The sequence below is a fragment of the Kiloniella sp. genome (assembly GCF_048270245.1).
Taxonomy (GTDB): domain Bacteria; phylum Pseudomonadota; class Alphaproteobacteria; order Kiloniellales; family Kiloniellaceae; genus Kiloniella.
In genome coordinates this window covers 97365-110917 of the sequence record NZ_JBLWTH010000001.1, presented here as the reverse complement: position 1 = coordinate 110917, position 13553 = coordinate 97365, and the positions used below count along the sequence as shown (strand labels likewise).

Annotated in this window: 16 protein-coding genes; 9 read left to right on the top strand and 7 right to left on the bottom strand. The window is 41.3% G+C overall.

All coding sequences use genetic code 11. The annotated features are described in order from the left end of the window. Positions 1–30: 30 nt before the first annotated feature. Together ACN0W5_RS00490 and secB are read left to right on the top strand one after the other, a co-directional pair. Positions 31–684, top strand: coding sequence for a DUF2306 domain-containing protein (locus tag ACN0W5_RS00490; protein ID WP_417452330.1), 654 nt, complete (start codon positions 31–33; stop codon positions 682–684). Positions 685–808: 124 nt separating this feature from the next. After that, positions 809–1309 carry a protein-export chaperone SecB gene (gene secB / locus ACN0W5_RS00485; protein WP_417452329.1) on the top strand — a complete coding sequence of 167 codons (501 nt, stop codon included), beginning with the start codon at positions 809–811 and terminating at the stop codon, positions 1307–1309. 69 nt (positions 1310–1378) lie between these two features. Here the strand turns inward: secB and dnaQ are convergent, their stop codons facing one another. Genes dnaQ through ACN0W5_RS00460 form a run of 5 tightly spaced genes read right to left on the bottom strand, consistent with a single transcriptional unit; the run spans position 1379 to position 5113 of the window. Next, the gene (dnaQ, locus tag ACN0W5_RS00480) at positions 1379–2077 is read right to left on the bottom strand and encodes a DNA polymerase III subunit epsilon (protein WP_417452328.1); all 699 of its coding nucleotides are present in this window, start codon (positions 2075–2077) and stop codon (positions 1379–1381) included. 38 nt (positions 2078–2115) lie between these two features. Continuing rightward, positions 2116–2772: a dephospho-CoA kinase gene (gene coaE, locus ACN0W5_RS00475; RefSeq protein WP_417452327.1), complete on the bottom strand. Its 657-nt coding sequence runs from the start codon at positions 2770–2772 to the stop codon at positions 2116–2118. A 48-nt stretch (positions 2773–2820) separates the two neighbouring features. Beyond that, the gene (locus ACN0W5_RS00470) at positions 2821–3669 is read right to left on the bottom strand and encodes a shikimate dehydrogenase (RefSeq protein ID WP_417452326.1); all 849 of its coding nucleotides are present in this window, start codon (positions 3667–3669) and stop codon (positions 2821–2823) included. Then, positions 3670–4299, bottom strand: coding sequence for a Maf family protein (locus tag ACN0W5_RS00465; protein WP_417452325.1), 630 nt, complete (start codon positions 4297–4299; stop codon positions 3670–3672). Then, a complete protein-coding gene (locus ACN0W5_RS00460) occupies positions 4292–5113 on the bottom strand; it encodes a pyruvate, water dikinase regulatory protein (RefSeq protein ID WP_299372861.1) in 822 nt (273 codons plus the stop codon). The genes ACN0W5_RS00465 and ACN0W5_RS00460 overlap by 8 nt, the downstream gene beginning before the upstream one ends. 672 nt (positions 5114–5785) lie before the next feature. Here ACN0W5_RS00460 and hemE point away from each other — a divergent pair. From hemE to rho, 3 genes are all read left to right on the top strand, one after another. After that, positions 5786–6817, top strand: coding sequence for a uroporphyrinogen decarboxylase (hemE, locus tag ACN0W5_RS00455; protein WP_417452324.1), 1032 nt, complete (start codon positions 5786–5788; stop codon positions 6815–6817). A gap of 24 nt (positions 6818–6841) precedes the next feature. Beyond that, positions 6842–7285 carry a protoporphyrinogen oxidase HemJ gene (gene hemJ / locus ACN0W5_RS00450; protein WP_417452323.1) on the top strand — a complete coding sequence of 148 codons (444 nt, stop codon included), beginning with the start codon at positions 6842–6844 and terminating at the stop codon, positions 7283–7285. A gap of 240 nt (positions 7286–7525) precedes the next feature. Then, on the top strand, positions 7526–8782 hold the full coding sequence (gene rho / locus ACN0W5_RS00445; RefSeq protein WP_417452322.1) for a transcription termination factor Rho: 1257 nt from the start codon (positions 7526–7528) through the stop codon (positions 8780–8782). Between the two features lie 77 nt (positions 8783–8859). Here the strand turns inward: rho and ACN0W5_RS00440 are convergent, their stop codons facing one another. After that, positions 8860–9843: a quinone oxidoreductase family protein gene (locus ACN0W5_RS00440; RefSeq protein WP_417452321.1), complete on the bottom strand. Its 984-nt coding sequence runs from the start codon at positions 9841–9843 to the stop codon at positions 8860–8862. Positions 9844–9900: 57 nt separating this feature from the next. Then, positions 9901–10395, bottom strand: a complete 495-nt coding sequence (locus ACN0W5_RS00435; RefSeq protein WP_417452320.1) for a methylated-DNA--[protein]-cysteine S-methyltransferase — start codon at positions 10393–10395, stop codon at positions 9901–9903. A 149-nt stretch (positions 10396–10544) separates the two neighbouring features. On the opposite strand from ACN0W5_RS00435, the gene ACN0W5_RS00430 reads away from it, so the two are divergent. The 4 genes from ACN0W5_RS00430 (at position 10545) to ACN0W5_RS00415 (ending at position 13534) form a co-directional block, all read left to right on the top strand. After that, positions 10545–11291 (top strand): phosphatase PAP2 family protein, encoded by a 747-nt coding sequence (locus ACN0W5_RS00430; RefSeq protein WP_417452319.1) that lies wholly within the window; start codon positions 10545–10547, stop codon positions 11289–11291. Between the two features lie 120 nt (positions 11292–11411). Next, positions 11412–11663, top strand: a complete 252-nt coding sequence (locus ACN0W5_RS00425; protein ID WP_417452318.1) for a DUF6489 family protein — start codon at positions 11412–11414, stop codon at positions 11661–11663. Between the two features lie 153 nt (positions 11664–11816). Beyond that, entirely contained in the window at positions 11817–13172 is a 1356-nt protein-coding gene (gene mnmE, locus ACN0W5_RS00420; RefSeq protein WP_417452317.1) for a tRNA uridine-5-carboxymethylaminomethyl(34) synthesis GTPase MnmE, read from the top strand. Positions 13173–13345: 173 nt separating this feature from the next. Beyond that, positions 13346–13534, top strand: a complete 189-nt coding sequence (locus ACN0W5_RS00415) for a YqaE/Pmp3 family membrane protein (protein WP_085901560.1) — start codon at positions 13346–13348, stop codon at positions 13532–13534. Positions 13535–13553: the final 19 nt, after the last annotated feature.

Below are 13553 nucleotides of genomic sequence, written 5' to 3'. Positions count from 1 at the left end.
CAGAATAATCAATAGAGATTGGGTACAATAATGACGTTGCAATCCTTCGCCAAAAAAGGGGTTTGGCTCTTTATCATGCTATCAGCGACTGCCATATCTCTTTTATCCCTGCGCTTTCTGTTACCAAATCCGCCCCATGTCGCCCCGGAAATTCTTGAGAACTATATCAACCATAAAACGGTTTTTCTTGCACATGTAACCGGTAGTTTAACTGCGTTGCTTATTGGCCCCTGGCAATTTGTTACCGGACTCAGAACAAAAATCCCCAAATTACATCGATGGACGGGTCGTATTTATATGATCACTGTTCTCATCGGTGGCATCGGCGGGTTCATCATTGCTTGGTCTTCAGAATATGGCCCCATTGCTGTAGCGGGTTTGGCTCTGCTCTCAGTTGTTTGGCTCTACGTAACCGGGAAAGGATATCTCTGCGCTAGAAGTCGACAGTTTCAAGCGCACAGTAAATGGATGCTCAGATCCTTTGCTCTAACTGCCGCGGCAATAACCCTTAGATTGGGTTTGCCTATTGCTCCCGCCCTCGGATACGAGTTTGATACAGGCTATATTGCTCTGTCTTGGGCAAGCTGGATCATTAATCTGGGGATTGTTGAAATCTATCTCAGACTAAATACTTCTGATTTTGGGGGTATTACAAAATCATCACTTACTACCATATCCACATAACACGCCACTTTATCCCCATTCTAGAGCACAATTGAATATGAATTTTTAGTATCTGGCCTAATCCTTGGTTGTTCAGGCCTTCAAAGCATGCTAGCCAATCAGGCAAACATTTAGGGAGCTTTTTATGGCTGAAGAAACAACCGCCCAGCAACAGCCGCTGGTTATAAAAATGCAGTTCATCAAGGATTTATCATTCGAAAATCCACATTCACCGATGATCTACCCAATGATGTCAGAAAAGGCACCTCAGCTGGAAATCAATGTTGATGTCACACCGACACAGCTTTCCGACACAGCGTACGAAGTTGTTCTGAACATACGTGGTTCAGCAACAATTGACGACAAGACTGCTTTCATGATTGAGCTTGATTACGGTGGAGTTGTTACCCTTGCCGAAGGTCTTGAAGCGCAGATCGTTGAGCTATTGTTGATGGTCGAATCACCACGTTATCTCTTCCCGTTTGCGCGCAACATCGTTGCTGATATTACAAGAGACGGTGGTTTCCCACCATTGATCATGAACCCGATTGATTTCCATCAGATGTTCATGCAACGCAAAAGCGAAGCTGCTGCTGCCGAAGCAAACGCTGAAATGGCAAAAGACGAAACAACAGCAGACGCTTAAAGCCTTCTGACATACGTTTAAGAAAGGGTGGCTGCGGCTACCCTTTTTTAATGAGCTAAATTTTTGCTTTTATTTTCTCCAGATTGGATCGCTTAAAAGCTTTAGCATCGCGCTATGTGCGGCCAGCTCGTCTTCAGGAACAGTATGAGGTCTTGCTTCACGTACTTTTTTGCCTGTCTTAGTACGGTTTATACCTTGTCTTTGGCCGCTATTATTTCCAGACGAAACTGCTTTTTTGGCACCGAGATCAAAACCGTGTTGCCGACCGCCCCGAAGTTCCAGATATACCTCGGCAAGAAGCTCACAATCCAGCAAGGCGCCGTGATAGGTACGCGACGAGTTATCAATTTCAAATCGGCGACACAAAGCATCCAGATTAACAGGCGATCCCGGGAAAAGTTCTCTGGCGATGACGACGGTATCAATAGGTTTGTTTTTGAGATTTGGCCGCCCCGCCCATTTGAGTTCTGAGTTGAGGAACTTCATATCAAAAGGGGCGTTGTGGATAACCAGAGGATCTTCGCCGATAAATTCCAGAAATTCATCAACCACATCCGCAAAAAGTGGTTTATCCGCCAGAAATTCTTCGCTGATACCGTGAACTTTAAAAGCACCCTCTGGCATGTCACGTTCAGGATTTATATAGAGCTGTAGCGACTTACCCGTCGGCAAGTTCTGATAAACTTCCAGACACCCGATCTCAACAATACGGTGGCCTTCTTCAGGCTTAAAACCAGTTGTTTCTGTATCCAGAATAATTTCACGCATATTGACTATCTAAATCCCAGAATGGTGTTTGTATAATATTACTGTTTGCAGACCAATGACAGATGTGGGGAAAATCTTCTGCCTTTTGTACCACTTGCTCTTTTATCACTCGATCCTAACTTTTCAACAATCTGTTGTACCTGTTGAAAAGAATGCCTTCTCCCTTGATTTGATTTGATCACAAAATCAGCCCGTGTCCTTTTCTCCATATCAGGCATCTGCTTATCTAAAATTCCCTGATATTTTTCTACCGTCATTCCCTTGCGCGATAAAACCCGTTGATCCTGTAAGTATTTGGGACAGGAAACAACAAGAACACTGTCACAAAATTTATAGCCACCAGTTTCGAAAAGAAGCGGAATATCCAAAACCACCAACTCTTTTCTCTGTCTGGCATAGCGATCGATAAAACGATGCATCTTTTGTCGGACGAGGGGGTGTAGAATTGCTTCCAGCTGTTTTAATTTTTCCGGTTGCCCAAATACGGCATCACCGAGTTTTTTACGATCGATTCCGTTTGCTGTCTCGGTTTCAGGAAAAAGGTCAGAAATTTCCTTAACTACTGCCCCGTTTTTACTCATCAATTGATGAACTGTGGCATCCGCATCATGTACAGGAACTTTCAACCGTTGAAACATCTTCGCAGCGGTCGATTTTCCCATTCCAATTGAACCTGTAAGTCCAAGAACATGCATTAAGATAATCCGTTCCCGATACAATAAAACACGAACAACAGCCTGATACTATCCCTCCAGAACAAACTTGCGCAGATCCTCTGTTACCTCTGGTTTTACGCCAAACCAGGCCGCAAAACCCGGTCTTGCTTGGTGTAATAACATACCGAGACCATCCACAATCTTATTGCCTCTTTTCTCGGCCATACCAAGAAGAGGGGTGATCAAAGGCGCATAAACAATATCGGTAACCACACAGGATTTTGGTAATTTATCCAGTGATAATTCCAAAAGCGGTTGACCTGCCATACCAAGACTCGTCGTGTTTACCAATAAATCACAGCCGTTAAGGATATCATTGCGATTTTCCCAATCAGCAACCGTAATCATGCCATCAGCACCTGATGATAAATCAGCAGCAAGAACTTCAGCACGTTCTTTTGTCCGGTTCACAAGGATGATATTTTTCACTCCGGCATCCTGTAGAGCAACGATCACGCCACGGGATGCACCGCCAGCACCTAAAACAACTGTTTTTGCTGTAGAAAAAGCAAAGTTTTCAGCACTTTGTTTCAAGTTTTCTATAAACCCAAACGCGTCGGTGTTAGACCCATAAGAACGTCCATCTTTGAAAACAATCGTATTCACAGCTCCAATTCGTTTCGCAAGCGGATCAACTTCATCGCAGACTGCTAACGCAGCTTCTTTGTGCGGGACTGTGACATTCACCCCGCCAAACCCGGAATACATCAATCCCTTCAAAGCGGTTTCAAAGTTTTCAGGTTCAATAGCAAGGGGAAGATAAGCGCCATCTATTCCCAGTGCTTGCAACCAATATCCATGTAATCGCGGTGATTTTGAATGGGATATCGGCCATCCAATTACCCCGGCTAAGCGGGCTTTGCCTGAAAGAATCATCTAAGCCAGAATCCTGTTATATCGCAAAAATGTGAGAAGAGGGAGAAGCGGAAGCCCCAGAATTGTAAAATAATCCCCTTGAATCCTATGGAAAAGTTGCGCGCCAATACCTTCTAGTTGATAGGCACCAACAGAAGAAAGGGCCTCATCCCCCAGTGCATTTAAATACGACATGATAAAGTCATTATCTAAAACACGCATGGTCAGAGAAGCCGTTTCATTGTGGTGCCACAGCCTCTCGCCATTTTTGACCACACAAACCGAACATTCCAACTGATGCGTTTTCCCGGATAAAGCCTTTAGATGTGCTACAGCATGATCCAGATCTGTCGGTTTATCAAACCAGACCCCGTTACAATTCAACATCTGGTCTGCGCCTATGACAAAAGAATTAGGATTTGTCATAGAAACTTTACGCGCTTTAAGCTCAGCAAGAGTTTCCGCAACTTGTAATGCTGTTGCACCCTCGGATTTCAAGGATTGTTTAACTTCATCCTCATCAATTGCAGCGGGTAATAAACCAGAAAGGGACACCCCTGCATTTTTTAAAAGAAGCCCCCGTGCTTTACTTGCTGAGGCCAGAATGACTGGGGTCTGATCTAAGTTTTCTTGGTTTATAACCCTATTCATCGGCAATTCCCATATGGCGATGATAGTGTTTGATAATTGTTGCCGCCGTTTCTTCGATAGACCTGCGCGTCACATCAATAATGGGCCAACGATGCTCGTTACAGAACTTACGTGCCATTTTCACCTCCTCTTTAATAGATTCTAGGTGAACATAGTCAGTTTCTTCTTCATTTGAGATCATTTTCAAACGACTTCGACGGATCTGCATCAGACTTGCCGGGTCTTTTGTCAATCCCACAACCAAAGGATTAGTAAGCGTTTCCAGCTCTTTCGGTAAAGGGCAACCTGGAACAATAGGGACATTCGCTGCTTTATAACCCCTATTGGCCAAGTAAATACACGTTGGCGTTTTTGACGTTCTAGAAACCCCCAGCAATACAATCTCGGCATCATTCAAATTCTGCGGTAATTGCCCATCATCATGGTTCAAAGCAAAGTTCATCGCTTCAATTCGATTGAAGTACTCAGAATCCAATGTGTGTTGCAGTCCAGGTTTACCTGACATTTCCAAATTGAAATAACTCGCAAGTGCATGAATAACCGGATCAAGAACTGGAATAGAAGGCAATCCCAACCGCCGACATTCCCGGATTAAAATTTCTCTAAGCTCTTGATTAACGACTGTAAAAAGAACCGGGCCAGGTTTTTGTCGGATCTGAAGCAGAACTTTTTCCATTTGAACTTTGGTTCGTATCAAACTCCAAACATGTTCAATAGGTTCTTCCACTTTAAACTGCACCATACAGGCACGGGCAACAGAATTGATTGTTTCACCTGTGGAATCAGAAACAAGGTGTAAATGGGTCTGCGACATATCTATTTCCGAACTCTCGGTCTCGCCTTTCGGCTTTTGAGCATATTGTTGTGTTTCATACATACACATTAAGTACAAAACACGAAACCTGTCTGGCCTGGAAAGCAATCTATTTTCACATTTTCTTCAAAGAAACTTATTTTTACTCGGTTTTATTCAGCTCATTTGGAATATTAAACCAAAGAAAAAACAGTAACTTATTATTTTTTATAAAGATGACGTCCGGGTCATGCCCTCAGGTGTGAACAAAGTTGGGGGTAGTGCGTAAAACTTTGTGGATAACTATAGCTATTTGTCCACATCCCCCTTTTTTACACACGCTGTCCCCAAGCCACTCCCTCGTCTTATGCGACAATTCGCTGCAATACTCACATCTGTGCAAAACTTGTAAAAGGACTCCGAAATATAAAAAAGTTATCCCCATAATTAAGGTTATTAAGGAAAAAATAGGACTCCGAGATTCGTTAACGAGTCCCTATTTTCAATCCACGATGAAATTCACAAAACACACAGAAATAACGAAAAATTTAAATTGAAGACTTGAAGCTTGAGGACAAGTTATGAATAACTGACTAATCCTCGTGATTCACAGGGATCTACAACAACAACAAATAATTACTATTATTTAGTATATTAATAGAGATAACTTCTAACGCGAGGTTCAAAGAGACCGTGAAAACCGAAAACAAACTCATGATACGCGCTCTTAAGGGCAAAAAAACTGAACGCACACCTATCTGGCTAATGAGACAAGCGGGCCGTTTTTTACCTGAATACAGAAAAACAAGAGCATCAGCGAACGGTTTTCTAGATCTTTGTTACACACCCGATCTTGCAGTAGAGGTAACACTCCAACCCATTCGAAGGTTTGGGTTTGATGCATCAATCATGTTTAGTGATATCTTAGTGATTCCCCATGCATTAGGCCAAAAAGTGTGGTTTGAAGAGGGTGTAGGACCAAAACTAGAACCTCTAGATTCCATTGAAGATCTATCAAAGCTTAATATGGACAAACTTCATGAAGTCTTAGCACCAATGTATGAAACCCTTGGCCGTTTGAAAGAAGAACTTCCAAAAGAAACAACCTTAATTGGCTTTGCCGGAGCTCCTTGGACAGTCGCCAGTTATATGATCGAGGGTGGATCTTCCAAAGATTATGCGAAAGCAAAAACCTGGGCTTATTCAAAACCAGAAGAATTTGATCGAATAATCAACTTGGTAGTGGAAGCAACAACCAGATATCTAATCAAACAAATTGAAAGCGGTGCTGAAACCGTACAAATTTTTGATTCCTGGGCAGGTGTATGGCCAGAATTTGCTTTACGACGTTGGTGTTTGGAACCTTGTAAACAGATTATCGCTGGAATCAAATCAGTTTATCCAAACGTTCCAGTTATTCTCTTTCCAAAGGGTGTAGGAAATAATTATCCCGTTTTTGCAAAAGAAAGCGGTGCTGATGCCTTAGGACTGGACACAACTTTATCGACTTCTTGGGCCAGAGATAACATTCAATCTCACGTAACTGTACAAGGAAATCTAGATCCGCTCGTCCTTGTAGCCGGTGGTGAAATACTGGAAAGATCTATAGAAACCATTATGAGCGATCTTAGCGGTGGACCCTTTATTTTTAATCTTGGTCATGGCATTGTGCCGCAAACACCAATCGAGAACGTCGAAAAAATGTTAACGCTCGTCAGGGGCTGATTTTAAATAGGAAATATCTGAAGTATGGGTGGATTTTTAGGTGAGGGTTATCTTTGGATAAAAGCTCTTCATATTATGTCAGTTATCTCCTGGATGGCAGGTTTGCTCTATCTTCCACGCATTTTTGTGTATCATACCCAAGTTCCTGTTGGTTCTGAACGGTCAGAGATTTTTAAAATTATGGAGCAAAAATTATTTCGCTTCATAATGAACCCTGCAATGATGGCCAGTTGGCTTTTTGGTATATTGCTGGTTTTAAATATTGAAGCTCATACTGATGGGTGGTTTCATGGCAAATTCACGCTATTGATTGCCTTGACCATTTTTCATGAAATTGCTGGGAAGTGGATGAAAGCCTTTCAAGCTGATAAAAATACTCGCAGTGAACGCTTTTATCGTTATGCTAATGAAATTCCGACAATTTTAATGATTTTGATCGTGATTTTTGCTGTTGTTAAGCCATTTTGAGCCCATATTTAAGTTTTACAGAGAATTCTTTTACTTGACTTCCTTTTTGAGGTACTATAATTCACCCCGCTAGCAAACGTGGGCCAACATCAACAGCCCGTTATTCCGATTTACATTGCAGCAGGAAATTAAGTCTTTGGGGATCGTCGAAATAATGACGAAGCCTTTTATAAATCTTAACTTGTATGTTGCATCCTTATCATCTCGTTCATTTTTAACTGAACCAAACTTTTCCATCATATGAACTTACAAGATCTCAAAGTAAAAAGTCCCGCAGAGCTTCTAAAGCTTGCAGAGGAACTTGAAGTAGAGAACGCCAGCACCCTGCGTAAGCAGGACATGATGTTCGCCATCCTCAAACAAATGGCTGAGAACGATGTGCCTATTTTTGGCTCGGGTGTTTTGGAAATTTTACAAGATGGGTTTGGTTTTCTCCGTGCACCAGAATCAAATTATCTGGCAGGACCTGATGATATTTATGTCAGCCCAAGCCAAGTAAGACGTTTTGGTTTAAGAACGGGTGATACTGTCGAAGGGCAAATTCGTGCGCCCAAAGATGGCGAACGTTATTTTGCGCTTTTAAAAGTTAATCAAATTAATTTTGATCAGCCGGAATCTTCGCGTCACAGGATTAATTTTGATAATCTGACACCGCTTTATCCGGATGAAAAACTCAAGCTTGAGCTTGATGATCCAACAAAAAAAGATATGACGACCCGCGTGATTGACCTAGTGACCCCATTGGGTAAAGGTCAGCGTGCATTGATCGTAGCTCCACCAAGAACGGGTAAAACCGTCTTGATGCAGAATATTGCGCAGTCGATCGTGGCAAACCACCCTGAAGTTTTCCTGATTGTTCTTCTTATTGATGAACGCCCAGAAGAAGTCACAGATATGGCCCGTTCTGTGAAAGGTGAAGTGGTTAGCTCTACATTTGATGAACCAGCTCATCGCCACGTTCAGGTAACTGAAATGGTTCTGGAAAAAGCAAAACGTCTTGTTGAACATAAAAAAGATGTTGTCATCCTTCTTGATTCTATTACGCGTCTTGCCCGTGCTTACAACACTGTTGTTCCTAGTTCTGGTAAAGTTTTGACCGGTGGTGTCGATGCGAACGCGCTACAGCGACCTAAACGCTTCTTTGGTGCTGCACGTAACATCGAAGAAGGCGGCAGCCTGACGATCATCTCTACAGCTCTTATTGATACTGGTAGCCGTATGGACGAAGTGATCTTTGAAGAGTTTAAAGGTACAGGTAACTCTGAAATCGTACTGGACCGCAAACTTTCTGATAAACGTACCTATCCTGCGATTGATATCAGTAAATCCGGTACGCGTAAGGAAGAGTTACTGGTTGATAAAGCAACCCTTAGTAAAATGTGGGTTCTTCGCCGTATTCTTACACCAATGGGTGTGACAGATTCTGTTGAGTTCTTAGTAGATAAGCTAAAAACATCCAAAAATAATGACGAATTCTTTGATTCAATGAATCAATAGTTGATTTGTGAACAAGAAAAAGGGCTGCCAGAAAAATTGGCAGCCCTTTTTTATTTCTGCTAGGTTTCAATGTTATCCTAGTGTTCTGGAACAAGAATAGTAGATCCTGTTGTTTTTCTTGCTTCTAGATCTTCATGGGCCTTGCGGGCGTCGTACAACGCATAGCTTTGGTTGACATCAATCTGGATTGCACCAGAAGAAATTGCCTGAAATAAAGCATTTGCTGAGGCCGCCATGTCATCATGAGTTCCGCAATAATGTGCCAAACTCGGACGCGTAAGATAAATTCCACCCTTTGCATTAAGAATAAGTGGTTCTATAGCAGGGACGGGGCCAGATGCATTCCCAAAGGTTACCATGGTGCCACGAACCTTTAAACAGTCTAGGGATCCCTCAAAAGTGTCTTTGCCAACAGAATCATAAACAACGTTTACACCTTTGCCATTCGTAATATCTTTAACCCGGTCGACAAAGTTTTCAGTCTTATAATTAATGGTGTGATGACAGCCTTTTGCTTTGGCTATTTCTGCTTTTTCTTCAGATCCGACAGTACCAATTACGGTTGCGCCCAAAGAATTGAGCCATTGAATGGCAAGCGATCCAACGCCACCAGCAGCGGCGTGAAAAAGCACAAAATCGCCTGATTGGACACAATAGGTGCGTCTTATTAAATATTCAGCTGTCATTCCTTGTAACATGACCGAGGCAGCTTCTTCATCAGAAATTCTCTCAGGTATAAGAATAACTTTATCTGCAGGAATTATTCTGTGTTCCGCATAAGAGCCTATTGGCCCAGTGCCATAGGCGACCCTGTCTCCCACATGTAGGTCTGTTACACCTGGGCCAATATCTTCGATTATACCAGCGGCCTCTAACCCTATACCCGAAGGAAGCGACGGTTGAGGATAGAGGCCTGTCCTGTGATAGACATCAATAAAGTTAAGACCGATAGCTGTTTGTTTTAACCTTATTTCGCCTTTGCCAGGCTTACCAATTTCAATGTCTTCATAATGGAGGACTTCTGGTCCACCATATTCATAAAACTTAATACCCTTATTCATAGCTCACCTGTATTTGTTATTATTAAAGGACTGTTTTCTGGAATATTTAAACATTATTTAAAGCCCGGGAAGACTTGGCTGATTTTCTTCAAAAACTTTATAACCTTCGAGAAATAAGAGTTCTTTTTTTGATTTTCCACCTTCACCCCCGGAAAACCCACCAAGAACTTGGTTTCCTGCGATGACCCGATGACAGGGAATAATGATAGGAATAGGGTTTGCGCCGCAGGCACCGCCCACAGCCCGAGCAACTGATTCAACTTCATGGGCTATATCCCCATAGGTTTTCACTTTTCCATAAGGAATTTTATATAAGGCATTCCATACATTTTTTTGAAAACTTGTTCCTTGAGGAGCTAACGGAATGTCATCAAAGTTATTTCTTTTTCCTGCAAAGTATTGCTCTAGTTGTTTTTTACATTTTAGAAGCAAGGGTGTAGGGCTTTGTTCATAAAGTTTTTTATCATTAATCCATTGCAGACGGACAATTTTGTTATCTTCTTCTGCAACATCCAAATAGCCTTGTGGCGAGGTAAAGGTTAAATGATACATAGAAGTTCCCGGTTGTCAGATGCTTGTAATAAGATTAGGAAAACGTGTGATACACGATAACTCTTTTTGTCGGTTCAAGATATTATAACAGCAAATTTGATGTTGTTGGGTAAGGAATACCCGCAGTAAAAAGAATTAAGGGCTTAATAGTGAATAACTCTGATCAAAATCTGTCATTATGGAACTTCAAGAAGTTAATTCTTTGGAATATGATTGTTGGACTGGTTATATATTTTTTTATTGATAGTGGTTTTAAAACCCCTTGGGACGAACATATTTTTTTCTTTTTAAATGGTTCTTTGCAAGATGGTCGGACGATCTGGAACAACTATTGGGCGTTCACTAATAGCAAAATATTTGATAATTTAAGTGGTTTATTCCTAGCTTCTCTTTGCCTTTGGTATGTTTTATTGAATAGGGAAAATTCTTTTCAAGAACGTCTTGCCAGAATTTTTCTTTTAGTTATTGCCGTTGTACTAACAATGATAATAATTTCCCGGGGGTTCGAGCTTTATTACCATCAAAGTCCGTCACAGGTTCTTACTCCGTTTATAAATATAAATGATCTTGTTTCTTGGATAGAGGTTAAAACAGGAACAAGAAAATCCTTTCCCAGTGATCATGCTGCTATTTCTTTTATATCTGTTATATTCATGTGGCGATATTTTGGAATTTCCTATGGACTTCTTGTGAGCGTTTTTGCCCTGATTAATGCCAGCCCTAGACTGGTCGGGGGAGGGCACTGGTTCGGTGACGTTGCTATCGGAGGCGTCTTCTTGGCCATTATGGTTACAGTTTGGATGATTTATACACCAATGCTCAATGTAATGCGTAAACTTGTGCGTTGGATATTTTCCAAGGAACCTTTGACTAGTCTGAGTAAAAACTGGAAGTAAAATTATTTCGTTTAAGTAATGTTTCCCGTGAAACAAAAGCTGATCTAAAAATTTCTAATTATTTTCCTGTAACTAAGGTATGGTATTTGAAACAGCTTTATTAAATTGCGGGAAATAACCATGAAAATCACTTTTGATATAGATTGTACTCCAGAAGAAGCGCGGCAGTTTTTGGGTCTTCCCGATGTTTCTGAACTTCAAAAAGAAGCAATAGAAGAAGTTAGAAAAAAAATGCTTGAGACTATCCAAGCAAGTGACCCTGAAACGTTAATGAAAACCTGGATGCCAGCTTCAATGCAAGGGTTTGATCAAATGCAAAAGATGTTTTGGTCTCAATTTTCACAAGATGGCTCAAAAAAAACATCTAAGTAGCTCTCCTTCTTTACCTTCTTAATAATTATACTTTCGGGATCATAGAACTTCTGCAGTTCTGCTATGTTATAAAGGGTTTTGACCTGCTGATTGTCTGCGGCTAATGTGCAATTCCCTACGATTGAGCATGAAACTCTTATTGGTTTAGACAAGATGGCTTCCGAAACAATTTTTGCCTTATCAACTGCGCCGGGACAGGCGGGTGTTGCTGTGATTAGAATATCGGGTAGCACAGCCAAACTTGTTTTAGAAAAGATGTCATCTTCTTTTCCTGAACCTCGTGTTGCTGCTCTTATAAAATTGTTTGATCCGGAAGATAAAGCTGAACTGGATCGGTGTTTAGCTCTTTGGTTTCCTGGTCCCAGTAGTTTTACGGGGGAAGATGTTGTCGAGCTACACCTTCATGGTGGTCGTGCCGTAGTTGATGGCACGATCGAAGCTTTGGCAAAATTACCTGATTTTCGTCCAGCTGAAGCCGGTGAATTTACACGTCGCGCATTTGATAATGACAAACTCGACTTAACTGAAGTAGAGGGACTGTCTGATCTCATCGCAGCAGAGACTGAAGCTCAAAGAAAACAAGCCATTCGTCAAATGGATGGGGAACTTTCTAAGCTGGTGGAAGGATGGCGTGATCGTCTGGTCCGGATGCTTGCCTATTTGGAAGCTGAAATTGATTTCCCAGATGAAGAGCTGGAAGAAGGAATTTCAGCTCAAGTAAAACACAATATAGAGCAGCTTATAGAAGATATTAAACATCATCTGGCTGATAGTCATCGCGGTGAGCGCTTACGGAATGGGATTAAGATAGCAATTGTTGGACCCCCAAATGCTGGCAAATCTTCATTGCTGAATGCTTTGGCACGACGGGAAGTCGCTATTGTTTCTGATGTTGCCGGGACAACGAGAGATATAATAGAGGTACATTTGGATCTATCTGGTTATCCCGTTATTGTTTCGGATACGGCTGGTCTGAGAGAAATAGAAGAAAATACGACAGATGGAATTGAGCTCGAAGGGATAAGAAGAGCCAAACAGAACGCTGAATCCGCTGATCTATGTCTGGCTGTTTTTGATATCGCCGATAGAGATAATTTTGATACTGAAACTTTAAAATTATTGAATAGTGATAATAGTTTTGTTGCACTCAACAAATGCGACATACATCAAGCGGATCAATCTATCCCTTCGTCTGTTTCTGGATTTGATATAACTAAAATATCGACTAAATCTAACGATGGTTTAGATACCTTATTAGAAAAGCTTAATTCATGGGTTGTTTCTAATATGGGACAGTCTGGAAGTTCATCCGGTATTACGAGACAGCGGCATAGGTCAGCTTTGCTTGAATGTTTAGTTTCATTAGGTAGATCTCTTGAGACTGATTTACCAGAACTTTGTGCTGAAGATTTACGCCTTTCGACACGCTATCTAGGACGAATTACCGGGAAAGTTGACGTGGAAGAGTTATTAGATGTTATTTTCTGTGATTTTTGCATTGGAAAATAAACTAATTTAGCTTACATAGGTAAAGCGTTTTGTGAACGATGTTTCACGTGAAACAGACCATATAGTAGTTATGAATATGGCTGAAAATTAAGTTGAGGGTAAATTCACTTCAGTGAACTCACTTATGACAAATTCACCGAAAAGTTTGAAGAATCTTATTAAGAGGGAAGATAATGCGTTTATTATTGGCTTTGCTTATTCCATGGTTACAATTTTTCACAATTGGAAGACCCTTTGCTGGAATCATTTGTCTCATTTTACAGATCACTTTAATTGGTTGGCCTGTGGCAGCAATTTGGTCTGTTTACGCATTGAGCCAATATAATACGGATCAAAAGATTAAAGACGCTTTGGGTAAATAGCCTTTAACTTAGTTCTAAA

Coding starts and splice junctions, on each gene's coding strand:
- ACN0W5_RS00415 (WP_085901560.1), top strand. CDS start 13,346: ATGCGTTTATTATTGGCTTTGCTTATTCCATGGTTACAATTTTTCACA.
- secB (WP_417452329.1), top strand. CDS start 809: ATGGCTGAAGAAACAACCGCCCAGCAACAGCCGCTGGTTATAAAAATG.
- ACN0W5_RS00465 (WP_417452325.1), bottom strand. CDS start 4,299: ATGAATAGGGTTATAAACCAAGAAAACTTAGATCAGACCCCAGTCATT.
- ACN0W5_RS00440 (WP_417452321.1), bottom strand. CDS start 9,843: ATGAATAAGGGTATTAAGTTTTATGAATATGGTGGACCAGAAGTCCTC.
- ACN0W5_RS00470 (WP_417452326.1), bottom strand. CDS start 3,669: ATGATTCTTTCAGGCAAAGCCCGCTTAGCCGGGGTAATTGGATGGCCG.
- ACN0W5_RS00460 (WP_299372861.1), bottom strand. CDS start 5,113: ATGTCGCAGACCCATTTACACCTTGTTTCTGATTCCACAGGTGAAACA.
- ACN0W5_RS00425 (WP_417452318.1), top strand. CDS start 11,412: ATGAAAATCACTTTTGATATAGATTGTACTCCAGAAGAAGCGCGGCAG.
- coaE (WP_417452327.1), bottom strand. CDS start 2,772: ATGCATGTTCTTGGACTTACAGGTTCAATTGGAATGGGAAAATCGACC.
- hemJ (WP_417452323.1), top strand. CDS start 6,842: ATGGGTGGATTTTTAGGTGAGGGTTATCTTTGGATAAAAGCTCTTCAT.
- ACN0W5_RS00490 (WP_417452330.1), top strand. CDS start 31: ATGACGTTGCAATCCTTCGCCAAAAAAGGGGTTTGGCTCTTTATCATG.
- mnmE (WP_417452317.1), top strand. CDS start 11,817: ATGGCTTCCGAAACAATTTTTGCCTTATCAACTGCGCCGGGACAGGCG.
- rho (WP_417452322.1), top strand. CDS start 7,526: ATGAACTTACAAGATCTCAAAGTAAAAAGTCCCGCAGAGCTTCTAAAG.
- ACN0W5_RS00435 (WP_417452320.1), bottom strand. CDS start 10,395: ATGTATCATTTAACCTTTACCTCGCCACAAGGCTATTTGGATGTTGCA.
- dnaQ (WP_417452328.1), bottom strand. CDS start 2,077: ATGCGTGAAATTATTCTGGATACAGAAACAACTGGTTTTAAGCCTGAA.